Origin of the sequence: Olivibacter sp. EAT-5, from assembly GCF_044784325.1 — a bacterium.
Taxonomy (GTDB): Bacteria; Bacteroidota; Bacteroidia; order Sphingobacteriales; family Sphingobacteriaceae; genus Olivibacter; species Olivibacter oleidegradans.
Genome location: NZ_CP173028.1, coordinates 6,212,720 through 6,237,845 on the forward strand (window position 1 = coordinate 6,212,720; position 25,126 = coordinate 6,237,845).

Annotated in this window: 27 protein-coding genes; 7 read left to right on the forward strand and 20 right to left on the reverse strand. The window is 40.9% G+C overall.

Annotation, left to right across the window (positions count from 1 at the left end):
* Positions 1-11: 11 nt before the first annotated feature.
* Positions 12-1,823 carry a RagB/SusD family nutrient uptake outer membrane protein gene (locus ACH11B_RS26150; RefSeq protein WP_377611244.1) on the forward strand — a complete coding sequence of 604 codons (1,812 nt, stop codon included), beginning with the start codon at positions 12-14 and terminating at the stop codon, positions 1,821-1,823.
* A 14-nt stretch (positions 1,824-1,837) separates the two neighbouring features.
* On the opposite strand, the gene ACH11B_RS26155 is transcribed toward ACH11B_RS26150, so the two are convergent.
* The 5 genes from ACH11B_RS26155 to ACH11B_RS26175 form a co-directional block, all read right to left on the reverse strand.
* Positions 1,838-2,791, reverse strand: a complete 954-nt coding sequence (locus ACH11B_RS26155; RefSeq protein WP_149106079.1) for an aldehyde reductase — start codon at positions 2,789-2,791, stop codon at positions 1,838-1,840.
* Positions 2,792-2,891: 100 nt separating this feature from the next.
* The gene (locus ACH11B_RS26160; protein ID WP_377611247.1) at positions 2,892-4,472 is read right to left on the reverse strand and encodes an MFS transporter; all 1,581 of its coding nucleotides are present in this window, start codon (positions 4,470-4,472) and stop codon (positions 2,892-2,894) included.
* A 2-nt stretch (positions 4,473-4,474) separates the two neighbouring features.
* Complete coding sequence (locus ACH11B_RS26165; RefSeq protein ID WP_377477568.1) at positions 4,475-5,521, reverse strand: HlyD family secretion protein; 1,047 nt, start codon at positions 5,519-5,521, stop codon at positions 4,475-4,477.
* A complete protein-coding gene (locus tag ACH11B_RS26170; protein ID WP_168204586.1) occupies positions 5,511-6,890 on the reverse strand; it encodes a TolC family protein in 1,380 nt (459 codons plus the stop codon). The genes ACH11B_RS26165 and ACH11B_RS26170 overlap by 11 nt, the downstream gene beginning before the upstream one ends.
* Before the next feature lie 112 nt (positions 6,891-7,002).
* Positions 7,003-7,875, reverse strand: coding sequence for an AraC family transcriptional regulator (locus tag ACH11B_RS26175; RefSeq protein WP_149106083.1), 873 nt, complete (start codon positions 7,873-7,875; stop codon positions 7,003-7,005).
* 456 nt (positions 7,876-8,331) lie between these two features.
* On the opposite strand from ACH11B_RS26175, the gene ACH11B_RS26180 reads away from it, so the two are divergent.
* From ACH11B_RS26180 to ACH11B_RS26190, 3 genes are all read left to right on the forward strand, one after another.
* Positions 8,332-8,967 carry an FMN-dependent NADH-azoreductase gene (locus ACH11B_RS26180; protein WP_149106084.1) on the forward strand — a complete coding sequence of 212 codons (636 nt, stop codon included), beginning with the start codon at positions 8,332-8,334 and terminating at the stop codon, positions 8,965-8,967.
* A 193-nt stretch (positions 8,968-9,160) separates the two neighbouring features.
* The gene (locus ACH11B_RS26185) at positions 9,161-9,910 is read left to right on the forward strand and encodes an SDR family oxidoreductase (RefSeq protein ID WP_377611249.1); all 750 of its coding nucleotides are present in this window, start codon (positions 9,161-9,163) and stop codon (positions 9,908-9,910) included.
* 2 nt (positions 9,911-9,912) lie between these two features.
* Positions 9,913-10,374, forward strand: a complete 462-nt coding sequence (locus tag ACH11B_RS26190) for a DoxX family protein (protein WP_377611251.1) — start codon at positions 9,913-9,915, stop codon at positions 10,372-10,374.
* 63 nt (positions 10,375-10,437) lie between these two features.
* Here ACH11B_RS26190 and ACH11B_RS26195 read toward each other — a convergent pair whose 3' ends face one another.
* Both ACH11B_RS26195 and ACH11B_RS26200 read right to left on the reverse strand, forming a co-directional pair.
* Entirely contained in the window at positions 10,438-11,238 is an 801-nt protein-coding gene (locus ACH11B_RS26195) for a helix-turn-helix domain-containing protein (protein ID WP_377611253.1), read from the reverse strand.
* Positions 11,239-11,264: 26 nt separating this feature from the next.
* On the reverse strand, positions 11,265-12,176 hold the full coding sequence (locus ACH11B_RS26200; protein WP_377611255.1) for an oxidoreductase: 912 nt from the start codon (positions 12,174-12,176) through the stop codon (positions 11,265-11,267).
* 295 nt (positions 12,177-12,471) lie between these two features.
* Between ACH11B_RS26200 and ACH11B_RS26205 the strand changes: the two genes are divergently transcribed.
* Positions 12,472-13,488 (forward strand): bestrophin family protein, encoded by a 1,017-nt coding sequence (locus ACH11B_RS26205; RefSeq protein ID WP_149106088.1) that lies wholly within the window; start codon positions 12,472-12,474, stop codon positions 13,486-13,488.
* A gap of 39 nt (positions 13,489-13,527) precedes the next feature.
* Here the strand turns inward: ACH11B_RS26205 and ACH11B_RS26210 are convergent, their stop codons facing one another.
* The 11 genes from ACH11B_RS26210 to ACH11B_RS26260 all read right to left on the reverse strand — a co-directional run bounded on the left by ACH11B_RS26210 (position 13,528) and on the right by ACH11B_RS26260 (position 19,766).
* On the reverse strand, positions 13,528-14,199 hold the full coding sequence (locus ACH11B_RS26210) for a potassium channel family protein (protein ID WP_149106089.1): 672 nt from the start codon (positions 14,197-14,199) through the stop codon (positions 13,528-13,530).
* A gap of 43 nt (positions 14,200-14,242) precedes the next feature.
* Positions 14,243-14,428 (reverse strand): hypothetical protein, encoded by a 186-nt coding sequence (locus ACH11B_RS26215; RefSeq protein ID WP_013668085.1) that lies wholly within the window; start codon positions 14,426-14,428, stop codon positions 14,243-14,245.
* 138 nt (positions 14,429-14,566) lie between these two features.
* Entirely contained in the window at positions 14,567-14,908 is a 342-nt protein-coding gene (locus tag ACH11B_RS26220) for a YciI family protein (RefSeq protein ID WP_013668086.1), read from the reverse strand.
* 16 nt (positions 14,909-14,924) lie between these two features.
* The gene (locus ACH11B_RS26225) at positions 14,925-15,377 is read right to left on the reverse strand and encodes a carboxymuconolactone decarboxylase family protein (protein WP_013668087.1); all 453 of its coding nucleotides are present in this window, start codon (positions 15,375-15,377) and stop codon (positions 14,925-14,927) included.
* Between the two features lie 56 nt (positions 15,378-15,433).
* The gene (locus ACH11B_RS26230) at positions 15,434-15,838 is read right to left on the reverse strand and encodes a thioesterase (RefSeq protein WP_013668088.1); all 405 of its coding nucleotides are present in this window, start codon (positions 15,836-15,838) and stop codon (positions 15,434-15,436) included.
* A 36-nt stretch (positions 15,839-15,874) separates the two neighbouring features.
* A complete protein-coding gene (locus tag ACH11B_RS26235) occupies positions 15,875-16,546 on the reverse strand; it encodes a succinate dehydrogenase cytochrome b subunit (RefSeq protein ID WP_377611257.1) in 672 nt (223 codons plus the stop codon).
* A 100-nt stretch (positions 16,547-16,646) separates the two neighbouring features.
* Complete coding sequence (locus ACH11B_RS26240) at positions 16,647-17,006, reverse strand: YciI family protein (RefSeq protein WP_013668090.1); 360 nt, start codon at positions 17,004-17,006, stop codon at positions 16,647-16,649.
* 53 nt (positions 17,007-17,059) lie between these two features.
* A complete protein-coding gene (locus tag ACH11B_RS26245) occupies positions 17,060-17,401 on the reverse strand; it encodes a YciI family protein (RefSeq protein ID WP_013668091.1) in 342 nt (113 codons plus the stop codon).
* 129 nt (positions 17,402-17,530) lie between these two features.
* Positions 17,531-18,415 carry a pirin family protein gene (locus ACH11B_RS26250; protein ID WP_149106092.1) on the reverse strand — a complete coding sequence of 295 codons (885 nt, stop codon included), beginning with the start codon at positions 18,413-18,415 and terminating at the stop codon, positions 17,531-17,533.
* Positions 18,384-18,818 carry a hypothetical protein gene (locus ACH11B_RS26255; protein WP_377477572.1) on the reverse strand — a complete coding sequence of 145 codons (435 nt, stop codon included), beginning with the start codon at positions 18,816-18,818 and terminating at the stop codon, positions 18,384-18,386. Before ACH11B_RS26255 ends, ACH11B_RS26250 begins: the two co-directional genes overlap by 32 nt.
* Positions 18,819-19,001: 183 nt before the next feature.
* On the reverse strand, positions 19,002-19,766 hold the full coding sequence (locus ACH11B_RS26260) for an SDR family oxidoreductase (protein WP_013668094.1): 765 nt from the start codon (positions 19,764-19,766) through the stop codon (positions 19,002-19,004).
* Between the two features lie 204 nt (positions 19,767-19,970).
* Here ACH11B_RS26260 and ACH11B_RS26265 point away from each other — a divergent pair, with 204 nt between their 5' ends.
* Positions 19,971-20,549, forward strand: coding sequence for an NUDIX domain-containing protein (locus ACH11B_RS26265; RefSeq protein WP_377611259.1), 579 nt, complete (start codon positions 19,971-19,973; stop codon positions 20,547-20,549).
* 33 nt (positions 20,550-20,582) lie between these two features.
* Here ACH11B_RS26265 and ACH11B_RS26270 read toward each other — a convergent pair whose 3' ends face one another.
* Entirely contained in the window at positions 20,583-23,213 is a 2,631-nt protein-coding gene (locus tag ACH11B_RS26270; protein ID WP_377611261.1) for a sigma 54-interacting transcriptional regulator, read from the reverse strand.
* Positions 23,214-23,793: 580 nt separating this feature from the next.
* Here ACH11B_RS26270 and ACH11B_RS26275 point away from each other — a divergent pair.
* Entirely contained in the window at positions 23,794-24,315 is a 522-nt protein-coding gene (locus ACH11B_RS26275; RefSeq protein WP_013668098.1) for an RNA polymerase sigma-70 factor, read from the forward strand.
* A 17-nt stretch (positions 24,316-24,332) separates the two neighbouring features.
* Here the strand turns inward: ACH11B_RS26275 and ACH11B_RS26280 are convergent, their stop codons facing one another.
* A complete protein-coding gene (locus ACH11B_RS26280; protein ID WP_149106093.1) occupies positions 24,333-25,025 on the reverse strand; it encodes a LytTR family DNA-binding domain-containing protein in 693 nt (230 codons plus the stop codon).
* Positions 25,026-25,126 lie beyond the last annotated feature (101 nt).

Sequence of the window (25,126 nt, forward strand, 5' to 3'; positions counted from 1 at the left end):
AACGAAACAATATGAAACGCAGCCTACTTATTCGCATTCTCACCTGCATGATAATAAGCGTGCATATCTCCTGTAATAAATTTCTCGACACAACACCAACCAATACACTAACAGAACAAACACAGTGGGCAAGTGAAGCGAATGCCGATGTCTATTTGAATGGCATCTACCAACGACTAAATAGACCTAATACGCCCGACCCTTTAGACAATTATACAGACGATAATGATGGTGGTCCTTATTGGCTATCCTGGCAATGGAAGCAAGGTATTGTCACTCCAGAAATAGAAGATGGCCATCCAATGATTCAAGATGCAGTAGCCAATGATTTCACGGGATGGTCGTATACATACGATAAAGTGCGCCGCTGTAATGAGTTTTTACAACAAACCGAGCTTCATAAGAATAATTACTCAACAGCTTGGTATAACAAAAGAAGAGATGAAGTCCGATTTTTACGTGCCTTTTTTTATGCCGGACTTTGGCAGCATATCGGCGGTCTGGTACTCCTTACAGAACCGCTAGACAGGAAAGAGATGCCCGACGAATTGCTTTATCGAAAACGAAATACTTTCGAAGAAACCTTTAATTTCATCATTAGCGAATTAAAGGATATCGTTGATAACGCTTATTTAGCAGTTAAATATAACAACGGTGACAGTGATGCGGGCAGAGCAACGCTGGGTGCCGCATTGGCGCTGTGCGGTTGGGTTGAACTATATGCAGCCAGCCCGAGTTTTAATAGTAGCATCCCCGCAGCGGCTGAAGGAACCGGTGCCGCTGCCGAACAAACAACCTTGGTGGGCTTCGGTAATTACGATCAGCGTCGTTGGGAAATCGCAGCAGCTACCAATCGAAAATTTATTGATCTATACGGTGGTACCTACAGATTGTTTGATAATATGGAATTGTTATGGTCGGAAGCTACAGAGTATAATTCAGAGGTTATTTGGGATAGGCAGTTAAAAGCCAATGTTACAAATTTAGAAAGTGATTTTGCCCAAAAAGGTGGACCCACCTACATACTCGGTAAATATTATACTTGGGGCAATTTCTGTCCAACACAAGAACTAGTCGATGCCTTTCGGATGGCTAACGGATTACCTATTTCCGACTCACAGTCGGGTTATGACCCCAAACATCCCTACCTCAATCGAGAGCCACGCTTTTACTATTTCATTGTATACGATGGCGCACCTTATAAGATGAATTGGATGCCTCAGACAGATACGATTTATACTCGTATTGACCGCGTTAATCCTTCAAAAAATGAAATTGAACTTGCTCAGTCGGATGTAACCCGAACAGGTTATTATTTTAAAAAGCGGATGGATCCAGATAATGAACCCGCTGCCTGGAGTTATGGCATCAACTATATTTTTATACGTTATGCGGAAGTACTGTTGAATTTTGCTGAAGCGCAAAACGAAGCCTACGGCCCCAATGAAGTATATGCGGTTATAAATGAACTCCGAACTAAGCGTGGCTTACCGAGTATTGAGGATACTTACGGGGCCAGTGTGCTTACGCAGGAGCAAATGCGCGAGGTGATTCGGAACGAAAGGCGTGTAGAGCTTTGCTTTGAAAACAAACGTTTTTACGATTTAATTCGTTGGCGCATCGCCTTCGATGTGATGAATAAACCTCTACACGGCATGAAAATACAAAATAGCAGTCCTAACGACAACGCAGGAGAATGGCAGTATGAACGACTTCCATTAAATAATCACCCACATGTATTTAGCAAAAAAATGTATATGAACCCCATTCCATATACTGTCATCGCTGCTAATAGTAAAATAGTACAGAACCCAGGTTACTAGGTTCTGTATCAAGGCTACAGGCTATCTACACTCGCAAGAATAGCTTCCTCCTTTGTACGCGGCTGCCAATTTAAAACAGACTTGGCCTTTTCGTTGCTTAACTTGATATAAAAGGACTTGTCCGTATTCGTCATGTCAGCAATATTAGCTGCAAGCTGTGGTCTCTCTCGTTTAATCAGCTGTGCTACATCGTAAAAGCTCATAATACCGTCTGAGGTTGCCAAGAAACGCTGCCCTTTTGCTTGGGGATGCAACATCGCCTTGATGTGAATGTCTGCTATATCCCGCACATCTACCACGCCCATGGTAAATGGCGGACTCTGACGGGTTATTCCATTCGTGATTCCTTTGATGACCACATCTACCGAAGCGGAAGAAATAGCTCCCAGTATCGGGCCGAAGATGCCCACCGGGTTAATAACAGACAGCTCCAGATTACCGCCTTCCCTTTCCATAAAGGTCCAAGCTGCTTTTTCTGCCACTGTTTTTGATTTTATATAGGGTGGAATTGCAGCAGTTGGGTCGGTCCAATCATCTTCCGTATACACATGGTTTTTCGAATCAATACTGTAACCAATAGCCGCAAAAGAAGAAGTCAAAACCACCCGCTTTACACCTGCGTCTCGCGCAGCCTTTAATACCCTTAATGCGCCATCACGCGCTGGCTTAATTAACTCATTTTCGTCTGCGGGTTCTTCCGCGGGGAAAGGTGATGCTACATGTAACACATAATCACAACCCTGTATAGCTTCTGCCCATCCACTATCCTCATTTAAATCAGCCTCAAAGAAGGATAAATTGTCAAGATTGCTGATTCCGCTACCCATCAAAGCCTTAATAACGTCATCCTTTCTAGCAAAAGTACGAACGGTGGTTCTGACGCGATAATTTTTTTGCAATAACTGCAGTACCGTATGCACTGCTACAAAGCCGGTGCCACCGGTTACCAATACGGTTTGATTTTCCATTGTTTCGTTTGTTTACCACAAAACTCTGCAATAAAACCGCAGGTAGTTTTGTTGCAAGGTCCAAATTAACTTTGTTTTGCCGTCCATACATTCCTAATAATTATGACACTCTTTGAGCGACTAACCTTTGTTTCCAGCTCCATAATAGATAGATGAATAAGAAGAGGATCATCAATCCAATCATCGCGGTAAACAAGAGAAAGATACTCCGTATGGTAGCGAGCTGTGCTTGTGTTGCCAGCGATTTGGCAAGCATTGTATTAGATATCTTACCTGCATCAGCGTTTGAAAAACCTGTAGCAAGCAAAAAATTGTCGAAAAAGCTTCTTCGTTCCACAAATTGCTGATTAAGAAAATTAAGATTCGCTATAAAAACATCTGTATGTTTCCGGTTGCAAACAAGCTGTAAGGTAAAAAAACCCGCTATTGAATTTAGGGAGGCAATAAAGCGTGCATACGTACAAATCACAATACCTGTTAGCGCATTTTGGGGAGGCAAAGCGGTGATGCAAAGTATACTTATCGGCACAAATAGCAATCCACAGGCAAATCCGTGCGTAAAAATCGGAATCGACAAGTTCGCTACCGAAAGGTCGTGGCTGATTAGCGTAGAAAAGTAAAGATGATAAGCGAAAAGTACTAAGAAGCCCACTAATATCAAGGGTATCAAATTTCTTTTGTGCTGCAGAATAGCTATTACAGAAATAATGGTTGCCAATACAATCCCCACTACGTTAAAAGTAGTCGCTTCCACGATATCTTGAGCGCTCCATCCCTTAACCGAAACAGCATAACCATAAATTAAATTCAAGCTATCCTTCACACCGTAAAAGAAAATAAGCAGCAGCAGACCGAAGATAAACCTTCGATATTTGAATACAACCAGATCAATAAGCGGAAAGGATATTATACGCTGCCGCCATATAAACAACAAAGTGAAGATAAGCACTAGGACGGCCGCTATCTCAATTGGCGGATCAGCCAGCCAATAATATCTTGGTCCATAGATCATTGCGAAAGCCAGCGCTCCCCCAGCAATGGCAAAGAGCATCGCGCCAGGCCAGTCAGCAGGTGGTATTTTGGCTTGCGGTGTGTTTCCCTTAAAGACTGCAATAACAAAAGCCATGGCTAATAGTTGCAATCCCATCAGCACGTAATAAAAAGCGGTCCAATCCATCCTATCCACCACCCAAGAGGCGCCCCAGCTCACCAGTGGGCCACCAATTAAAATCAAGGAAAAGAAAAAAGAGGTCCCTATCAAAACACGTTTTGTTTCTGGCAAGGTTGTAAAAAGTAGCACCAGTGTACGCCCAACAACGAGGCATGTAGTCACTCCTGTAAAAAAACGAAGTACCGAGAATAACCACAAATTTTGTGTATACGTAAACCCTAAATTCAGCGTCATACTTAATAAAAAAGATAGTAAAAGATAGGTTCTGACGTTAAACGAGCCAGCCACTTTAAACTGCAGCGGTAGGGCCGTTGCAATACCAACATAAGCTATTAGCCATGCAAAAGAAACATCCTCTGCTTGCGCACCGTAAAAAGCAACTACATGCCCCTGAATCAACGCGAAAGACGCAAATTGCGCAATGGCGGCAAACATAATTAAAATCAAAATGCCTCTAAGCAGGTGGATTCTTCGCAATGTCCAGCCATGAAAAAAAATAGCAGGTCCCATCTTTAACGTCTTTTCTTCACAATTACTTTCACATTCATGCCAGCTTTCAAAACATCAGCTTCACCTTCTTCAAAAGCGATTTTAACAGGGATTCTTTGTATAATCTTAACAAAATTCCCAGTCGAATTGTCGGTCGGCAGCAAAGAAAATTTCGAGCCGGTAGACGCCGCAATAGCTTCAATTCGGCCATGGAAGCGCTTTTCGGGAAAAGCGTCCGCTTCGATTTTGACTGACTGCCCCACAAACATTGCCGCCACCTGCGTTTCTTTGAAGTTGGCGATCACCCATTTCAGCTTACTATTCACGACCGATACCAAGGGCTGCCCAGGCTGTATCTGTTGCCCTTCTAATAGTGCTTTTCTACCGGTAAATCCAGTATACGGTGAGGTAATAACCGTATAACTTAAATTGAGCCTAGCCAAATCCAACGTAGCCTCAGCTCTTTTCTTGGCTGCGATTAACGATTTATACCTCGCTTCCAGTTCCAGCACTTTGCTGTTATTTGTTTTAAGGCTATTATTTGCTGCACTGTAATCGCTTTTTAATACATCGTATTTAGTTTGCACAACTTCAAAGTCGGATACAGTCACCGCCTCGGCACTTAATAGATTTCTGAAGCGTCCAACTTCCTGTTCCTGCTGCCAAAGTTTAGCCTTTGCCGCGCTTATCTGATCTTTGTTGACTAAGGTGGCTGTTTTTGCACTATGAATGCTGGCAGCAAGAACACCTAGCTGTGCTTCCGTATCTTCGAGTAACGCTTCTGCTTCCTTCACTTTTTGCAGATACTCACGGTTATCCAGTACCAACAAAGTATCCCCCCGCTTCACTTGTTGATGCTCTTCGAAAAGCACGCGATCAATAAAACCACCAACCCTAGCAGAAACGGGGTTAATATATGATTCAACCTGCGCGTCATTGGTATCCTCGTAATCGTTAATATAAGCCATATAACGTAGAAAGTAAAATACGCCGACACACATTGCGAGCAACGAGACACCCAGCGTAATTTTATTGCTCAGTCCTATCAGTTCGTTTTGTTTAGATTTCATTTTCGTAAATTTTTCCGGTAACAAATAATAAGCGATAATAGATCGCTAGTGCATTGATATTGGTTTGTATATAGCTGAATCTAGCCTCTTGATATAAATTATCCGCCTGCAGCAAATCGGTCAATAAGCTTAATTGATTCAGGTATTTAGTGTTCTGTATATCGTAGTTTATTTTAGCCTGTTCGATTGATGTTTTAACCACCGCTATTCGGCTTAACGCTTCATGATATTTAATAATTAATGCCCTGATCTCTTGTTGGACACCTTCCTGCACCCATTCCTTTTGTTGTTTCAGGCCATCCACACGGATCCGGGCCGCACTAATGCGGTTCCTATTCTGATATAAGGAGGAAATATTATAGCTCAGTTTGATACCTGCCATACCTATACCAACCGTTTGATCTTGTGGAGGGAAGAAAAAATTATTAGGATAATTAAAGCCATAACCGGCAAATAAAGAAACTGAGGGTAGATTAAAAGAGGCTAGCTGTTGAATCCGACGCTGTTGAATTTCGATATTCTTATCGATTTTCAATAAGCTATAGATGTGCACATCCCCCTGTTGCATGCCACTAATACGTGCACTGTCAATAAGCACAAGTGCATTTGTATCACTAGGAATAACCAGCGTATGATCATCCAATCCTAGCAGCACATTTAGTTGCTCATTGCCGATCGCATAATCATTTGTGCTTGCTTGTTGATTAACTTCCGCATTGGATAATAAAACCTCCGCGCGGAGCAGGTCGCTCCTGGTTACTTTACCATTGGCATATAAGGCTTCTATATTTTTCCTAAGGATACGCGTTCTGTCCACTTGATCGACTATCACCTGCTGCTGATAATAAATCTTAACCAGCTCTAAATAACGAAGCGCTGTCTGCAGTCCAATATTCGCCTCTGTTTCTTCTGTATTAAGTGCAGCCAGTTCATTTTTAAGTTTAAGGCCCTGAATAATCGCTTTTTGCCTTCCACCCGCATAGAGATTAAACGAAGACTCGACATTTAATCCACCTGCATTGGAGTTAGGTGGCTTAGTTTGATGACTCACCTCTCCGAATAATCCTTCATACAAGGTAATCTCGCTATATCGTTGGTATCCCAAGCTTGCATTGACCTGTGGTAGTGCTTCACGCTTCGCTTCCACAAGATCGACGCTCGCGGCTTGCTGTTCCTTCCGCGCGACACCAATTAGCTTATTCGCCTCCCTGGCACGTGCTATGGCATCCGCTAAACTGAGTCCAATTCTTGCATCGGTAGATTGTGCATTTGCTTGCAAACATAGTTGAACGCAGAAAATGACGGTGCTTAAATAAGGAAGCTTCAGCCATTTTGTTATTTTACCTGTTATCATATTAATTATCTTCATATCCATTTAATCAGCAATCACTTTGAAAAATCAGGGCAAAGGATATTCCTTACGGATAGTTTCCGTAAAAATTAAAAGCCATAAAATTTTATATTAACTCAGCCTTGCTTCGTCAACTAGTTTTTGTTTGTTTAAATTCTTTTCTGAATCGCCCCGGCGAGGTTTTGGTAAGTTTGCTAAAAAGACGATTGAAATATTTGTAATCTTCGTAACCTAAGGATGACGAAATCTCCTTTACACTCAAATCCGTATAACAAAGCAATCGCTGTGCCTCCCGCAGCATTTCCTGCTGGATAAAATAGGAAAGTGTAAAGCCGGTTACCGACTTTACTGTATCGTTTAAATAACTGATTGAAATATGCATCAAACCCGCATAATCTTTCGGTTTCTTGAGCTCTTTGAAACGATTCCTTACAAAGCATTTAAAAACCTTCGTGAGCTCCACACTCCGCTGTGAGTGCCGATCCACCAAACTACTTGCATTCGCCTGAAATATAGAGGCTACCTTATAAACGATAGGTGCAACCATAGCGGTTAGAATATGTCTATGAAGGCTCGAAAAATCTTGGTCATAATAGGTCTTTAGTAATAAAGACAAATAGCTATTGAACCATTCCGAATCTGACTCCGTCAATGAGAGCAGTGGCCCTCTAAAAAGCGAATCCTCAATCATTAGGCGAACATGATCATCAATCAGCTTATTATCCAGATATAATACCCAACCTTCAACTTGCTGAAAACGAACCATCTGCAAAACCTGTCCGGGCTGTAGAAAAAAAATGCTTCCAAGACCAAGCGACGCTTTTTTAAAATCCACCAAAAGTTCAGCTTCGCCTCGCACGAACTTAATTAGCAGAAAATGGTCGTTCCGATGCAATTTCGAAATATCCTCAAAAAGACCGGTAAGATAGGTGTCACTCATCCTATTGATACGTATACCGGATAAATGTTCCTTGAGCGGCCATGTTGGAATTTTTGTTGTCATTACTTTTGTCACCTCAATTCTATGCAAAAATAACAGGCAGATAAGCTACTTAATCCCCTTTTTCATCTGATTTATTGGACAAATCGCCTATTCCGTATAAATACTTGACACATTGTATAATCTTCATTAAAATTAAAACAACACCCGTTTGCTTCCCTAAAATTTCGATGGTTAAGGCTTTTACTGAGACAAACAGCCTATTTAGGTCGTTAAACGAAAGATGTAATTAATTTTTCTCCAAAATCAAAGGACCAATAAAAGAATCATCTTCATTGATGATTAGCTAATCCAGGGCACTCATCCGATTAACAAGCCAATTCAACGCGGTAAAAAGGTGATTCAACGAAAATCCGACTATACCCAGCAAGTGCGGAGTTAGTTTTACGCATTCATTTTCCAGCAATCTTATGTAGAAAAAATTAATAACTGTTCTTACAAGCTATAAATAAAAATAAAATGAGTAAAGTTTTAATTATCAATGCAAGTCCCCGTACCGACAGATCTATTAGCAGACGCCTAAGCAAGCACTTTGTTGAAAGCTGGATAAATAAGCAACCAACGGCACAGATTATATATAGAGAATTAGGAAAAGGAGACATACCCCATGTAACAGAAGCCTGGATTGCAGGGGCATTTAAACCAGCACATCTCCGCTCAGAAGAGGATCTCGAAGCATTAAAAATCAGCGATACACTCATCAAAGAACTCAAAGAAGCAGACGTAATTGTGGTAGCTACCCCCATGTACAATTGGTCTGTTCCAAGTAGCTTAAAAGCCTACATCGATCAGGTAATACGGGTTAACGAAACTATTCAAATTACCGGTATTCCGGCTGATCCTTATCGAGGTCTACTTCAAAATAAAAGTGTATATCTACTGATCTCGCGCGGGAACAGCGGCTACTCAAAAGGCGAATTTAATGCACACCTTAATTTTCAAAGTGATTACTTAAAAACCGTCTTTCATATTATGGGGATAGATGATGTGCAGGAACTCCTTTTTGAGGGAATAGAGTTTGATAGGGATACCGTAGAGACGCGTTTAGAAGCTATTCGAAAAACATTAGATCACTTAATTACCCCTGTGCGTTAAACATCAAGAAGAGGACTTTAAATCCTGGTATACGTTTAATACATTCACCCTGATTTGCAGGTGCTGAAGATATTTTTTTTTCGCATGAGTAGTTTTGATGCGCTATTCGTTTAACTAAAAAAACATATAGACTTGGCGCTAAAAACGAGAAAATGAATGATAATACACATAAAACAAGTAACCTTTAAATACTATGAAAATTTTAATTATCGGTGGCACAGGCCTTATCGGAACGATGGTAGCACGCAACCTTACCAAACTTGGCCATGATGTGATACCAGGATCACCCACAAACGGCATTGACGCCCTTACAGGCACAGGACTTGATGAAGCAATGGCAGGTACAGACATCATCATTGACCTAGCAAATTCGAAATCGTTTGACGATGCGCCTGCACTCGATTTTTTTCAAACAGCTGGCCGCAACCTGATAGCTGCGAAAAGTAAAGCCTCTGTAAAACATCATGTAGCCTTATCAATTGTTGGCGTAGATCGCATGCAAAACATGGGCTATATGCGCGCAAAAAAAATGCAAGAAGACCTAATCAAAGCTTCCGGCACACCATATACCATTATCCGGAGTACACAGTTTTTAGAGTTTGTACCAACAGTTGCAGCAATTGGCACGCAAGGTAATGACGTTTATGTTTCCGATATAAGCTTTCAGCCGATAGCCGCCGTAGATGTGGCCGCCTTCGTTACAGAATTTGCGCTTGAACAGCCCACTAATGCCCTTGAAGAGATAGCAGGACCAGAAAAAGACGATTTAATTAACTTCGTAACTGCCTACCTCAAACAGAATGACAGCGCAAAAAAAATAATTCCAACCGACAAACATGAGTATTTCGGCGCGACAATCGCGAAATCTGCTTTAGTTCCAGAGGGTTCGGCTCATCTCGGAAAGGTTGCCATGAAGGAGTGGTTAAGCGGGAAAATTATATAAATATGGAAACAAAAAATTCGATTGCTCAATTATTGCTGCGACTCGCCCTGGGCATTGGCTTTTTACTACCTGTTATGGATCGATTAGGATGGCTCGGACAACCGGGAGATCCTGGGGTTGGCTGGGGTAATTGGCAGCATTTTGTCGATTATACCCACTTGCTTATACCCTATGTTAATTTACCAATGGCTTCTTTTCTTGGGATTCTTGCCACTGTAGCAGAATGCGTAATTGCTGTTTTATTGATTATCGGATACAAAACTCGTTTGGCGGCTCTCGGAAGCTTTCTACTTACCTTATTGTTTGCTATTAGTATGCTGTTCTTCCTGAACTACAGAGCACCGTTTAATTATTCGGTTTTTGTTGTCAGCTTCGCAAGCTTATTGTTGACAAAAGTAGAAAGTTACACCTGGAGCCTTGATGCATACGCGAGTAGAAGAAAGAAGACTTTCAGCTTCATATAGAAGGCAATTATTTTTGATAACAATGCAGGCTTTCCGCGTCGTTAAGCTTAAGCCTGCATTATTTTATTTAGCATTTTTTCCGTATGTAAGCTCACTGGGGGTGTAACCAAACTGCTTTTTAAACGCAAAAGAAAAATGCGACAAGTCCTCAAATCCAACTTCCAGGTAAACCTCACTTGTTTTTAGATTATTTTTGCTTAACTGAAAATGTGCTTCATCCAATCGTTTTTTTCTCAACCAATTCCGAGGTGTATCATGGAAGATGTTGTAAAAATCCCGTTTAAAAGATGAAAGACTTCTGCCCGTTAAAAAAGCAAAGCGTTCCAAACTGATATTAAAACGGAAGTTTCTATTCATAAATTCCTCTAGGTCGATTTTCGCCGGTGCACCAAAATTGAAAAAAACGGCTGCCAAGTTGGGTTCGGCCCGTAGCAGAATCAGCAGCAACTCTTCGCGTTTGATGTCTGCAAAGACTTCGTCAATTGTTTCTTCACCATTATAATAAGGCTTTAACGATTGGATAAAATTAGCAATGAGTGTCTCTTTCTGTACAAAAACAAAGGAGTCATTATTAATCGTTGCAGAAAAATCAGTCGGATAGCGTTCCAGAAATTTTCTCAGAAAAGGTTCATCAAAGGTGATGATGATTTTCTCAAAGCGATCATGATCCTTGTATTTAGTATACCGTACCAAATGATTTCTCCGAGCGATGCAATAATCGCCGGGTTGTAAAGTATAGGTCTTTTGGCCATCATAGGCAACCATGGATCCCCGCAGCAAACAAAGAAAAAAATGATCTGAAATAAACTGCTCCGGCGAAATTTCAGGGCCTAAATGGCAAGAGTGAATATTAGTGACGCGCAAAATGATTTCAATTTAATGATCCAAACTTATAGAAAGTAGTGAACACCCGTGGCCCTTTCGGCATACGCCCACAAGTGTGTAGCCAAAACCTCATCATGCATATAGGCAGTAGCATGCTTTGAAAGCGCGGGATAACCGACATATTCATGGTCGCCATCCGGTCCATAGAAATCCCCCCCTTTGACACTAGGATACGTAGCCGCAAACAAGGTAGGCAAGGCTCCCTGCCAAGGTTCCATCACGCTATCAAATTGAGCAAGCAATACTTCAAGTTCATCATTCGGAATATGACGTTGCAGATCCGTGCGTGTAACCCCTGGATGAGCAGCCACAGATAGCACACTACTATTACTTGCCTGCAACCGGCGGTTAAGTTCATTTGTGAAAATCACATCCGCCAATTTACTGACCGCGTATTCGCGCCAAGCGTCATAAGGCTTCTCTAATTTTAAATTATCGAAATCAATCCCTTCAGCGCGGATGGCCGCACCGCTAGAAAGCGTCACTACACGCGCCCTCGCTGCCTTCTCCAACAATGGGAGCAAAAACCCTGTTAAAGCAAAATGTCCAAGGAAATTCACGCCAAATTGCAATTCAAATCCATCCTCCGTTTTAGATGCCGGCGGAATCATTACCCCCGCATTATTGATCAGCAGATCTAAGCGTTCATAACGGGTTTTGAACTGATCAGCAAAATGCTTGACACTCGTTAAACTGGCCAAATCAAGAATTCCTACCTCAAGCGAGCCGGTTCCGCTTCCCGTAGCTCGTATCCGTTCAATTGCTTGCTTAATTTTCTGCTCGTCTCGCGCTGCAATCGTAACCGATGCCCCTGCTTCGTATAACGCTTTTGCTGTTTCAAAGCCAACACCGGTGTTGGCTCCTGTTACAATCGCTACTTTACCTGATAAATCAGGCATGTCTTTCGTTGTCCACATAGTATATTCATTTATTAATGCGACAAAGTTCTCTAAAAAAGCAACAACTCACTTTGTTGCAAAGTCCAAATCTACTTTGTTATAACGTTCATTAACCCTTTTCTACTCATCCTGTATTTAATCATGGCACTAATAAGCAAAAAGTACCTTGGTATATCCCCTATATAGGTGATTAAAAATGGCTTTAAGCTTATAAATACTGCATAAAAAAAAATTGTAGGCTTTAATTTTACGGCGCATAATTTAACAAATTTTCAATACGATAATCAGACAAAACGCTCCGTTATAAAATACAATGAATACCGCAAACAACTATAAAATCAAACACTTTATCTGGTGGACACGCGTCAAAGTATACAAAATACTTGCATTTAGTGTCATCTTTACCACTCTATTTTATTTCTTCCACCTAGAATGGTTAGCCATCCCATGGGTACCTGTAGCTTTACTTGGAACCGCCACGGCTTTTATTTCCGGATTTCGAAATACGCAAACCTATAATCGCACTTGGGAAGCACGACAGATACTCGGATCAATCGAAACAGATAGTCGGACGTTTGGTATTATGGTCAAAGACTTTTTACGACTTGAAAATAAAGAAGAAGAAATTGCCTTACAAAGGCAGTTCATCTACCGTCACTTTGCGTGGTTAACAGCACTTCGCTTCCAACTACGCGAAACAAAGAGCTGGGAAAATATACAAACCAGAAGTTATAATCGCGAGTTTCTACGATACTATCATGTTCCGGAATGGGAAGGTAATTTAGAAAATGAAATAAAACCCTTCCTATCAGCAGAAGAATTGCAAGCTGCACTTCTTACAAAAAATCGTGCTACCCATTTAATTCGCTTCCAGTCGGCTCATTTACGAAAATTGAACGAAAAAGATATGCTCATTGCCCCAAACTACATTGCATTGGAAAATCAATTAAAAAGTCTATTAGACAGCCAAGGCAAGTGCGAACGTATCAAGAACTTTCCGTATCCAAGGCAATTCTCAAGCATCAGTCTCTATTTCACGTCTGCGCTATGCTTTTTTTTACCTCTTGGCTTTATCGGCGAGTTTTCCAAACTGATTGACAAATATGGTTCACACATTATTTGGCTTGCTGTTCCGCTAAGTGTCCTGATCGGCTGGGTATTTTTAGTATTGGAGCAAATAGGAGAATCAACTGAAAATCCCTTTGAAGGAGGTGCTAATGATGTCCCCATCACCCATATGAGTAGAAGTATCGAAATTGAATTACGGGAGATGTTAGGTGAAACCAATCTGCCTGCATCCTATGAACCTATAAACGATATCTTGATGTAAAACACCGTACTTAAAAGACAGCAATTAACTAATCAATAGCTACTTTTTAGTGCTATTTATAGATCCGGTAAACTTGCTGATGAGAATACCTAAAAGGACGACAGAATAAAACTGACCGATAACACCTATTAAAGAAGCGATAAGCTTCGTATTATGAATGTTGGGTGTAATGTCTCCATAACCGATCGTCGTAAAAGTAATAGAACAATAATACACCAAGTCAGTAAAGATGTACGCCGGACTTGTATAGTCAAGTCCTTTAAAAGCAGTATGATTGTGATACGCAAAAAGCTGAAAGACGAAGACGAATATTTCAATAATTAAAAACACCCCACAGGCAGCGGCGGAGATAATATCGGTATTGATATAGCTTGGTTTAACCAAAAAACGAAAGACTTCTAAAAAAATAAAAACAAAAAATATAACGTAACATAGGTTGAGCATAAACATATAGATAGGGCACTTTTGAAAGAGTGGTAACAAAATAGGAAATGTGATGACAACAATAGCCATCACATTTCTGAACATGGTTTTCGCCCGCCCTCTTTTCATAAAAACAACGATGCTGGCTAACGAAAGAATAAGCATATTGATCGGCCATAATACTTCGATGTAAAAACGTATATCACTTACCAATGCCCCCATGTAGAGATGTTGCATCAGTGCAAACAGTAATAATTCGTATTTACGCTTTATAAATAGTTGCTTCATACTTACGGTTAAAAACCTAAACGCAGTATTTAGGAGGCGAGCCTTACTGTTTATCGCTATCTAGCTCGGTTTGTATATTATGGACCTGCTCTTCTACTATTATGTTATGACCATTATCCAATAGGATATTAGATTTGCCATCGCGCAACGCTGACACAGCTGCGATCTTCTTTAAATTAATCATCACCGACAGGTTTTCGGGTGATGTAAATGTGTGAAACTTACTCATGGTATTTTATATTGATTAATTGAACACTTCCGTTAAAATAATAGAATCCCCGTGCTCGACGGGGATTCGTGGCTTCCCGGCAACATGAAACAAGTTCACGCAATTTTTAACAGCTTAACCAGGAAGCTCAGGGGCATATTATCGCACGGCCATACGGATTTCTACGTTGCCTCCCAATTTCAAAATCGGCGCATCTTTCGCAATTTCGGCTGCTTCCTCATAATCATCAGCAAGCACCACGATCATCCCGCCTACCGATTCCTTAATCTCTGCATAAGGGCCATTTATGACACTCTTGTTTTTCTTAACAATCTTTCCGCTGCCGTCCCAACGGCGTAATGGTTGTACCAACAGATTCTGTGCTGCAAGGTTACTGTACCATTCTTGCCACTCCTGTAAATGTTTTTCCAAACTTATCGGCGACGGTTGCGCGTCTTCGGTTTCAAAATCGCGTCTGAAAATCATCAAAAATTCGTTCATAGCTATTGGGATGAAATTAGCCAAACATACCTACTTGATAGGAACCGGGAGTATTGGCGAAAGCCAGGTTAAAACGGTTCCAGGTATTGATAGTTGTTATACCCAGCGTTAAATCAACCAATTCTTCATCAGAGAAAGCTTCTTTCGCTGTACGGTAAACCTCATCGGTAACCTCCGTTTTTGTGATGGCTTCTGCCCAGGCCAAAGCGGCCCGCTCACGCGATGTATAATATGGACATTCCCTCCACGCACTCAAGCTATAAAGGCGTTGCTCGGTCTCGCCCATGGCTCTCAACTCTTTCGAGTGCATATCCAAACAGTATGCACAACCGTTAATCTGTGAAACTCTAAAATCCACCAGCTCCAGAAGCTCGCGCTCAATCGTGGCTTTCTTTAGGTATCCGCTTAATGTAAATAAAGCACCCATTGCTTTTTTTCCTTTTTCAAATGCATTAATTCTAGTTTCCATCTTTTTTATTGTTATTACTTTATTGACAAATGATTATTGAAAATTGGACATCCCCTCTAATATAACCTGTCCAACTGTTTTGATAATGAAGGAGGTAAAAAGGACCGACCGCCGTTGGTGGGTCTGCAAGTCCATGAAAACAACCCGCGGGTGGTAAGTTTGCCCCTTAAGGTTACGGCTTGTTTAAAATAGAGAAGTGTTGGCGTGTTTCTATCTATAGAAACGGTACAGCTTACTGAAAATTTACTTCCTCCTTTTAATGTTCGAAAAATATCGATATTATATTTAGACAGCACCATGCCTATGCCATTTCGAGCCTCTTCTTCGATATCGAATTTCAAGACATCATGAATAAAAGATTGGCGGCAATCCGCTAAATAATACGGAACATATAAACCGTCTATATTGCCTTGCAAATTGATATGTTCTTCTTTTGCAGTATACTTTTTTATGTACTCCATCGTCATAGCTAAATATCTTGCCCATCCCGGGTTCACCTACTTGATCCACTGCAAATAGATTGAAATAGGCATCATGGCAAAGGTTAAACAAATGATCACCGCAAACGCGTTGCCTGAAAAGCGAATTAAGCCCCTGTATTTATTGTGATCTAACCCTAAGCTTTGAAAAGCACTGGCAAAGCCATGCAAAAGATGCCAAAACAAAGAGAAAGATCCCAAGAGATAGATAATAACTTCAATCGGGTTACTGAACCTTTCAATCATCATCTCGTAGAGAGGCAATTCTTCATCATACAAAAATTGATGGGTCCGATTTGGTATCCAGAAATTCGACGTATGTATAATCAAGAATAACAAAATCAACGTTCCCAATAAAGTCATACTCCTGCTGTACCAAGTGCTCTGCGGTGGGTGTTTTACCACGGCATACCGAATGGGTCTTGCCGCCCGATTTGCCCGCCAAAGGAGCAATCCTTGAATAATATGGAGCAATAAACCTGCTATCAGAATAACTTCAATACTTCGAATAATAGGATTTGTTGCCATAAAATGGGCCCCTAACGTAAAAATCTTTCCCCCGTCGTTATAGAATATAAGCGCATTAATACTAGCATGAACAATGAGAAAGCTGATCAGAAATAAGCCGGTTAATGCCATTGTAAATTTCTTGCCAACAGAACTTGTGAATGTTGTTATAAGCCAATTCATACTTTTAATATCTACTATTTTGCCTATATGAGTTGAGGTGTCTAAAAGCTCCTCGCCTGGCATAACGACAAGAAAGCAACTTTTAGACACACTCATTTAATTATTGTACAGGAGGGATAGCCTCACGAACCTCTACAATGGCTCCGTATTGGATGATCGGACAAGCTTTTGCAAGTTTAACTGCTTCCTTGTAATCATCGGCTTTCACCAAGAAAAGACCGCCAATAGAAAGGTTCTCGGTTACCAACGGACCTTCGCTTACCTTTGCCATCGATTTCGTTGCTTTAATTACTCGTCCGCCCACATCCCAACGTTTTGGAGGGGCAACCAATTTATCTTGAGCCGCAATAGATGCGATCCAATCCTGATAAGGTTTCATTGCCATTTGCATTTGCTCTGCGGTAGGTTTTGGGTTCTTGCTGGTAATGTCTCTGTGGACAACTACTAAATACTCATTCATTTTCGTATGTTTTAAGTGTTTAAAAATTTATTGAATCATGATTGCTATCATGCCTAGATGGCTGCACGTACTTCCACCACAGCACCGTATTGGATAATCGGACAAGCCTTAGCAAGCTCAACGGCTTCATCATAATCATTTGCCTTTACCAAGAAAAGGCCGCCAATAGAAAGGTTATCTGTTGCTAATGGGCCTTCACTTACATCAAACTTCTCACCTTTAATAACCCGGCCCCCGATATCCCAGCGTTTAGGAGGAGCTACCAACTTGTCTTGCGCTCCGATAGAAGCGATCCATTCCTGATAAGGTTTCATTGCCGATTGCATTTGCTCTGCGGTAGGTTTTGGGTTTTTGCTGGTGATGTCTCTGTGGACAACTACTAAATACTCATTCATTTTCGTTCTGTTTTAATTGTTTTAAAAAAATATATGTATCAAATTGTTGGGCAATTGCTGCCCAGGTTAAACTGCTTGTTTTAGTACGATCAATTTATCAGATAGGATCATTTCCGTTGATTGGGTCTCTCACACCGGTGGGATAATTTTCCATTTCCCTTCCATTAGCGTTATAAAACCCATTTTTCCTTCTTCGTAATCGGCAATGGCCTTCCCTAATTCTTCAGTTGATGACATAAACATAGTTCCGGAGTTGTAAGTCTGCTCCTGAATTGGTAAACCACTGAAAAACAAGAGCTCGCTTTCGGCATGCGCAATAAAAGCCAAACGTTCTATGAAGGAAGACTCTCCAAAAGCTACTGTTGTCCCGGCACTGAGGTATTTAATGTCAACATTGGTTTGCACCCTTACAGCGCCACTCAACAGATGAGTCGTACCGTTCCAACCGATCGGCAAATCGTAGACAAAATTTTCACCGTTTGCGATCTTAATATGTAAAAACGTAAAGGCGCGTTGGGTATCAATTGGATTTACCTTGCTTTCTCCATCGTAATCAATCACAACCCGAATGTTAACCCCCGAATCAAGTCGTTCAGGAATAGCCTGTGCATCAATACAGCCGATCGCCTTTGGATCCAATTGTTTATGTTTGCCAGGGATATCAAGCAGGATCTGTAAACCATGCGAAAAATACCCTTCAGGATCAGGAGAGGCTGTTTGAACCAAGCCTCTTCCCGCTTGTGCCCAACTTAAACATGTAGGCTGGAGAATCAGATCGGTTCCTGCCGTATCCAGTATGCGGTAAGGTGCCGAATCACTAAAAAGATAAGTAATGATGCACATGCCTGCGTAAGGACGCGGGCGAATGGCCTGTGTACTCATTTTAAAATGTTCGAAACCAAGCAACGGATCCATTAAACCATCAAAGGAAGACGCGCGTACCTTTACCACTGAAAAATCCCGGTTACCAATGAAGGACGATTTAATTAGCCTCGATATTCGGAGAGAGTGCATATAACTTGAATTGATTCCAAGGAAATGGAATTTCTGACAGAACGGCACCTTCTGAATCGTTGTGAACTTGATTCACCACTAAAATATTGGAGTTGAGAAAACTGTACTTTTTTTCGCTTTTCTTTCCCTTCTTCTTTTTAGGTAGCTCATCTTCTCCGTGGTATGGAACCAAGAGGTACGGAACCTGTCCAAGTTGCGGGAAATCATCCAGGGAAATGCTCGAAACAAGGTTTCTTTTCATAGGTTGATCTACCATTCGGACTTCATCATCCACGAACTCACTGCCGTAAGTCATACATTCGCTAGGCCCTTGTTCTTGAGAGGGGCTGTAAAAGCTGTCAATTGCTCGGCTTATCTGCAAGCGCAGATTAAACATTCGCAGGATAAAATCAATTATTTTCATCGTTTTAATTTTTTGATTCAATTTGCTCTTTCTTCGTTTCCCGGTGTAACTGATCGGTGTTTCATGGAAATTCCATGCCGACGTGGATTTAGCTTGTGCACGAACGGGTGGAAAGTGCACATCCCTTACAGCCTCCTCCGGGAGCTGGCACCCGTCATCTTCGTTACGAAGTCAAACAATGTTCTACGAAGCCTTTTCGATTTTGCGCTGCGTTTCCAGCCAATTCATCATGCGATTATTACCTAAATGCGCCATCCCGGCCGGTAAAAGCATTTCATCCGTTAACAACGCCCCAAAATACCGGGCCTGAGGATCGCCCACAATCTTGCGCGAATCGTTGGTAACAGCAAAATACTGTTGCATCAAATCGGGCATACGGAAACGTTCGGGTCCGGCTATTTCTACAACACCATTAACAGGACTATTTAAAGTCACCTCCGTTAAGGCTGCAGCAACATCATCAGAAGAAATGGGTTGCACAAAAGCAGTAGGCAAGCGAACTTCATCACCTTCAGCGGCTGACTTGGCTATGCCACCTAAGAATTCAAAGAACTGAGTGGAATGGACAATGGTATACGGCATACCTGATTCGCGAATTAATTTTTCTTGCGCAATTTTGCCTCTGAAATAACCACTCTCCGCAAGCAGTTCTGTACCAACAACCGACAAGGCTACATGGTGGCCAACACCGGCCGCTTTCTCGGCCGCCAGCAAATTACGGCCGGAAGTTTCAAAAAACTCCAATACGGCTTTATCTTCAAAAGATGGGGAGTTGGCTACATCCACAACGATCTGTGCATTTTCAAGGGCTTGCGCCAAGCCTTCACCCGTAATCGTGTTTACACCCGTTGCAGGTGAAGCTGCAAACACTTCATGACCAAGCATTCGAAGATTGTGTACCAGCTTGCTACCAATAAGGCCGGAGCCTCCAATTACTACGATTTTCATAAAATTTCATTTAAAGTTAATGTCGCAATCAGTAAGACAAGCCACGTGCCACTCAATTAAATAATTGAAAATCAATTTGTTAAAACAAATAGACAATAAAAAACGCCACGATATATCGTCATTCCTCGTAATAATACTCGAAATTTCGTATCATTTCTCCTTTAGAGCATCAAGCCATATCTCGCTATTTTGGATATTTCCTTAATGAAAACGATCTCAATGATGGAAGGGAGAACGACAAATCGCTTTAATATGCAATACGACAATATTGTATTTAACGCAATTTATCTAAGTTTGCAGCAGGAAATAAAAGGAATTACCGCGAATGCAATAATAATAAATAACATGAAAGCAAGTACAAATAATCAGACGATCCCAATAAACTTGCCCACTGCAGGATTGATTGTTATTAAAGATAACAAGTTACTATTAGCTTTCAGTAAAAACAAAAAAGCTTGGTACCTACCTGGTGGTAAAGTGGATGCAGGAGAAACCTCCATCCAATCTCTTCAAAGGGAAATACGTGAAGAGCTGAATATTGAACTGAAAACTGAATTGTTGACATTTTATTGCCATATTAAAGCAGCCGCATATGGTGAACCTGATAACGTAATCATGACACAAGATTGCTTTTTATACGAACTACATGAACAAATCGAGGCAAGCAATGAAATCGAGGCGGTTGCTTACTTCTCGTATAAGAATTATCTTCAAGAAGCTGCCGTTGTAGGAGGTGTGGTAGAAGTTTTTGAGAATCTTACCAGGGATTGTATATTACAATAGCAGTTGGCCATCAATCCGATTATTATTTTTATTTCATTCAGCGAAATAATCCGACTTCTTTATAGCTAGCTTTTTTAGTTTGGAATGGAGGGTAGTAGATGGAACATCGAGGTATTCCGCCGCGCCGCCGGGCCCTGCAAGCTTACCGTCGCAACGTTTGAGTGTATCAATGATATGGGCTCTTTCAACCTGCTCCAAGGTTCTATTCGATACATTGGTTTCGTTTACTGCATCATCACTTTTTACAGGCAAATAAACATCTCGAATGACAGAGTCGGTTGTCATTAAAACACTGCGTTCGATCACATGCTCTAATTCGCGGACATTTCCAGGCCAGCTATAGCCGTTCAATTCCTTTATAACCCGTGCTGAAAGAACTTTCACGTTCTTTCCGGTATTTTTGCTATACCGATCCAGAAAAAACTGTGCAAGCAAGGCGATATCCGATCGCCGATCGCGAAGTGGAGGTAAATGAATAGGAAAAACATTAAGTCGGTAGAAAAGGTCAGACCGAAAACGGCCTTCCGCTACTTCTGTCGCTAAATTACGGTTGGTTGCCGCTATAATACGGACATTTACTTTAATGGTAGTGGTGCCACCAATTCTTTCCAACTCCTTCTCTTGAAGAACTCGGAGTAGTTTTACCTGCGCATCCAATGGCATCTCGCCAATCTCATCAAGGAACAAGGTGCCGTTATTTGCCATCTCGAATTTTCCAATACGCTTTTCTAAGGCGCCTGTAAAAGCTCCTTTCTCATGGCCGAACAATTCGCTTTCGATCAGATTTGCAGGCAATGCGGCACAATTCACTTTTACCATCACTTTATTCTTACGAGAGGATGCATTGTGAATAGCACGGGCGATCAACTCCTTTCCCGTCCCCGTTTCACCTGTTAAAAGAACGGTTGAGTTTGATTCGGCAACCATGCTCATTAGTCCATACACCTTTTGCATAGCGTCACCTCTGCCTATGATTTCCTCGAAATTATAGATGGTCTTCATTTGCTCTTTAAGCAATTCGTTTTCAGTCTCCAGAATGCGCTTATAAGCCAGTATACGTTCATTCGCTCGAATATTGGCACATGCAACGGAAATCTGGGAACAAATGCCCTTAATAAACTCCCTATTGATAGCATCACTCAAGACCCATAAAGTGCCAATATCGGTGTTTCCCACCCGTAAGGCTGTTGCATAAGTATATTTGAACCCAACTTCTTTCCACAACTGCGCGTAGGGATTACCCGGATCCCTTTTTAATTCCTCTTCCACATTCAATATAATAGCGTCATTGCTATTCAACACCCGAACGGTATAGTTCTCATGAATGTCAAGCCGGGCGTTCAACCGTTCTTCAAAACTGTCTTTAACATGATGGAACAGACTTTCGTCCCACATATAGTGCCGAAGCGTAAGGCCGTCATCTTCGAGTAGATTGAGCATCGCCAACTTGGTATTCAATAACTTGTCGAACACATTGAAGATAGCAACCCGTAAGTCGGCTTTTGTACGCACGCCTGCGATATCATCGCAGAAGTTAAGCAGTAATTGCTGTTGTTCCTGTTTTTTAACTAATGCATCGTTTGCCATAATATTGGCCATCGCTATGGAAATCTGCAAACAGATACCTTTCAACAACGTTAAGTTGATATCATCAATACCTATCCACAGGATACCTAAATCTGTATTCCCATTACGAAGCGCAACACCGATCATTTTTCTGAAGCCCATCGATTTCCAAAAACAGATATAGTTTGCCGTAATGCCTCGGTCGATTTCCGAATCAATATTAATAAAAATCGGAATGGGACTTGCCAATACCCGATCTTGCAAACCATCATTAATAAGATATTGGAAGTCCAACATCTCCGATAGGTCTTCATTTTCCGGCATAGTGATGTTGTCGTAAATATATGTGCTCGTCGTTAGGCGGTCGTCGTTAATAGTGCAGATAACATACCCTTTTAAAGCCTTCAATCTCTTTAGCGATTGACGAACAGCCATGGCCAAATCTTCACGATTTCGTACACCCGATAAATCGTAACTTGCATCCAGTAAAATTTTATTATTCTCCTCTTTCTGAACAATCAATTCGTTTCTGATAACATTAGAGACGGCATGAGAAATCTGGGGAGCAATCCCTTTAATAAGACTCCTAAACGCTGGTGTAAAACTGTCTTTATTGTCAGCATAAACATGTAGAAAAGCAACGGTTCTGCCATTGCTTTTTAGCGGTGTCATCAATATTTCTTTGATGCCACATGCGTAATTTACGCGCAAAAAAGAGGGGCTTTTAGGGTGCGAAATCACCTCTTCAAGTAGAAATGATACAGGTCCATCAGCCGCTAAAACCTGCTGTATGAAAGGTTCATCTAAATCGAAACCTGTTTTGATCAAGGTAGGATATTCCGGATGGTCCCTTAAAGGAGATGAAGTTGGATCTAATATGAATGGACGATATACATTTTCCGTTTCATCAATAAGCGTAACGATGGCATGAACGTAATAGAAATAGCTTTTTATTCGTAATGATAAAAGTGCCATCAAATCGGCTTTTTTATGAATCCGGGTAATGTCTTCGCTAAGTTGCAGAATAACTTGCCTTTCCCGTTGATAGTAATCCATACCGAATTCCATATCGCTTATTTTTTTTATCAACTTATACATAAAGATTTATATAGAAAAATAAAAGTTGACGGAAAAACATACAACTCATTACGTGTTTTTGCCATTCACCTAAGTTGTTCCGCCCGGTATTTTTGATAGTAACTAACAAGTTGGTTCGATTACGCAACTAGAAGCTGTTTTGCGAATTCAGAAAAACCGTTAGCGCGTCAAAAAAACTAAAATATATCATGAGAATGTTTACGATTACAATACACAAGCTTTTTAGCACCATTAGCAAATGCATACATATTATCCTGCTATATTATGGGTTGCCAAACAGCCCGATAGATGTACCCGAAATAAAATATTCGTTCGTGCAAACATTTCGCATGATAAAAAAAGTGCTTCACATGTGAGTTTCGTTTCTCCATATTTAGTTCCTAATTTGTCCATTTTTTGAAAATAGATTGTCAGGGTACATAATAGTTCATCTTAAAAGATATAATGTACACTTGGCAGTTTCTGTTTCTTCATCTTCTTCGGTTCGTTGGGCTCCGTAAAGGCCTACCTAAAAAACTTGTCGGCGGCACGCTATCAGTGTGTGGCATAATCAGCGTCTTTACCCTTGTTACTGGTTTGAATGTCGTCAAATAAAGATCTAGAAGATTTCAAGGCGCTTTATTTAAAATATGCGCCCAACCTGATAGCATTTGCAAGTAAATTTAGTTCACCCGCTATTTCGGAAGACATTGTCCATGATGTTTTTATTCGTATATGGAAAAAAAAACTATTCCTGTTACCGGATGATGAGCAAATAAAGCTGCTTTATACCGCTGTCAAAAATGCCTGCGTTGACCATTTGCGCCGCTCGCTACTCGAACAAAAATTTAAAAACACACAAGCACTACAACTTAGATTAGACGAACTGGATTTTCAGCAATCAGCAGAATATAATTTTCTGCAAGGTGATCTGATAAAACAGGTCCATAAACAGGTTAAAGAACTTCCGGAAAAGCAACAGCAAATCTTTTGTTTATTTTATGGAAACGGCTTAAGATCAACCGAAATAGCCCAAAAACTCAATTTATCTGTCAGAACCATCGAAAACCAACTGTACCGAGCACTGCTTACATTACGAAAAAAAGTAAAATGTCTATCTTAACCTTAAACGGCCCGTTTCTACAAAACAGTTATTTTATTACCCAGTATTTTCCGATGCCTCTCGGCAATTGGCAAAAAAGTGCCACCAACAATCAACGCATTTTCTTGTATCATCTCGATCTTACTAAGTGCTACTATGTACTTACGATGAATACGGATAAACAATTCCGATGGTAATCGATCTTCAACGGTCTTCAAGGTTGAGTGCGTTAGAAAAAAGCTGTTCTGAAGATGAATTTTCACATAGTCTCCCATTGCCTCCACATAAAGCACTTCGTTTATATCCAATCGACGGAAACAAGTTCTATCACGAACATAAATAAATTCGCTTCCTTCCTTTTTTAGTAGCTGTTGTGCACGTATCATTATACGAGCCCTATTCAAAGCTAGCATAAACCGATCAATCTCTAACGGCTTCTTTAAGTAATCAATCACGTTAAAATTCGAAAATTTTCTTAGATACGCGGAGCCTGTAGAAGTTAAAATGAGAGAAGGTAAACTTTCAATCGACTGCGTAATTAATTCTGCACCTGGAAGCTTAAGCACCTTCACATCTACAAGCAATAAATCCGGTCGGCTTTGATGGAGGTACTCATGAGCTTCGAGGCCATTCGAACAATGGAAAATAGATGAAACGATAGCAGACTGCTCCGCTAAGTCAATCATCGTTTTTCTAGTGTGTTCGTCGTCGTCAATGATTAAGCAATTCATGTCTTGGCAATTTTATTTGGCAAATGATATTCAATCTTGATACCAAAAATAAAACACTGAAAAACAGATAATTACATAAAACAATAATCGTAAATCAGCGA

What these genes read in the sequence shown, in the direction of transcription:
- ACH11B_RS26150 (WP_377611244.1), top strand. Translation starts at nt 12, where the DNA reads ATGAAACGCAGCCTACTTATTCGCATTCTCACCTGCATGATAATAAGC.
- ACH11B_RS26155 (WP_149106079.1), bottom strand. Translation starts at nt 2,791, where the DNA reads ATGGAAAATCAAACCGTATTGGTAACCGGTGGCACCGGCTTTGTAGCA.
- ACH11B_RS26160 (WP_377611247.1), bottom strand. Translation starts at nt 4,472, where the DNA reads ATGGGACCTGCTATTTTTTTTCATGGCTGGACATTGCGAAGAATCCAC.
- ACH11B_RS26165 (WP_377477568.1), bottom strand. Translation starts at nt 5,521, where the DNA reads ATGAAATCTAAACAAAACGAACTGATAGGACTGAGCAATAAAATTACG.
- ACH11B_RS26170 (WP_168204586.1), bottom strand. Translation starts at nt 6,890, where the DNA reads ATGAAGATAATTAATATGATAACAGGTAAAATAACAAAATGGCTGAAG.
- ACH11B_RS26175 (WP_149106083.1), bottom strand. Translation starts at nt 7,875, where the DNA reads ATGACAACAAAAATTCCAACATGGCCGCTCAAGGAACATTTATCCGGT.
- ACH11B_RS26180 (WP_149106084.1), top strand. Translation starts at nt 8,332, where the DNA reads ATGAGTAAAGTTTTAATTATCAATGCAAGTCCCCGTACCGACAGATCT.
- ACH11B_RS26185 (WP_377611249.1), top strand. Translation starts at nt 9,161, where the DNA reads ATGAAAATTTTAATTATCGGTGGCACAGGCCTTATCGGAACGATGGTA.
- ACH11B_RS26190 (WP_377611251.1), top strand. Translation starts at nt 9,913, where the DNA reads ATGGAAACAAAAAATTCGATTGCTCAATTATTGCTGCGACTCGCCCTG.
- ACH11B_RS26200 (WP_377611255.1), bottom strand. Translation starts at nt 12,176, where the DNA reads ATGTGGACAACGAAAGACATGCCTGATTTATCAGGTAAAGTAGCGATT.
- ACH11B_RS26205 (WP_149106088.1), top strand. Translation starts at nt 12,472, where the DNA reads ATGAATACCGCAAACAACTATAAAATCAAACACTTTATCTGGTGGACA.
- ACH11B_RS26210 (WP_149106089.1), bottom strand. Translation starts at nt 14,199, where the DNA reads ATGAAGCAACTATTTATAAAGCGTAAATACGAATTATTACTGTTTGCA.
- ACH11B_RS26215 (WP_013668085.1), bottom strand. Translation starts at nt 14,428, where the DNA reads ATGAGTAAGTTTCACACATTTACATCACCCGAAAACCTGTCGGTGATG.
- ACH11B_RS26220 (WP_013668086.1), bottom strand. Translation starts at nt 14,908, where the DNA reads ATGAACGAATTTTTGATGATTTTCAGACGCGATTTTGAAACCGAAGAC.
- ACH11B_RS26225 (WP_013668087.1), bottom strand. Translation starts at nt 15,377, where the DNA reads ATGGAAACTAGAATTAATGCATTTGAAAAAGGAAAAAAAGCAATGGGT.
- ACH11B_RS26230 (WP_013668088.1), bottom strand. Translation starts at nt 15,838, where the DNA reads ATGGAGTACATAAAAAAGTATACTGCAAAAGAAGAACATATCAATTTG.
- ACH11B_RS26235 (WP_377611257.1), bottom strand. Translation starts at nt 16,546, where the DNA reads ATGAATTGGCTTATAACAACATTCACAAGTTCTGTTGGCAAGAAATTT.
- ACH11B_RS26240 (WP_013668090.1), bottom strand. Translation starts at nt 17,006, where the DNA reads ATGAATGAGTATTTAGTAGTTGTCCACAGAGACATTACCAGCAAGAAC.
- ACH11B_RS26245 (WP_013668091.1), bottom strand. Translation starts at nt 17,401, where the DNA reads ATGAATGAGTATTTAGTAGTTGTCCACAGAGACATCACCAGCAAAAAC.
- ACH11B_RS26250 (WP_149106092.1), bottom strand. Translation starts at nt 18,415, where the DNA reads ATGCACTCTCTCCGAATATCGAGGCTAATTAAATCGTCCTTCATTGGT.
- ACH11B_RS26255 (WP_377477572.1), bottom strand. Translation starts at nt 18,818, where the DNA reads ATGAAAATAATTGATTTTATCCTGCGAATGTTTAATCTGCGCTTGCAG.
- ACH11B_RS26260 (WP_013668094.1), bottom strand. Translation starts at nt 19,766, where the DNA reads ATGAAAATCGTAGTAATTGGAGGCTCCGGCCTTATTGGTAGCAAGCTG.
- ACH11B_RS26265 (WP_377611259.1), top strand. Translation starts at nt 19,971, where the DNA reads ATGAAAACGATCTCAATGATGGAAGGGAGAACGACAAATCGCTTTAAT.
- ACH11B_RS26270 (WP_377611261.1), bottom strand. Translation starts at nt 23,213, where the DNA reads ATGTATAAGTTGATAAAAAAAATAAGCGATATGGAATTCGGTATGGAT.
- ACH11B_RS26275 (WP_013668098.1), top strand. Translation starts at nt 23,794, where the DNA reads ATGTCGTCAAATAAAGATCTAGAAGATTTCAAGGCGCTTTATTTAAAA.
- ACH11B_RS26280 (WP_149106093.1), bottom strand. Translation starts at nt 25,025, where the DNA reads ATGAATTGCTTAATCATTGACGACGACGAACACACTAGAAAAACGATG.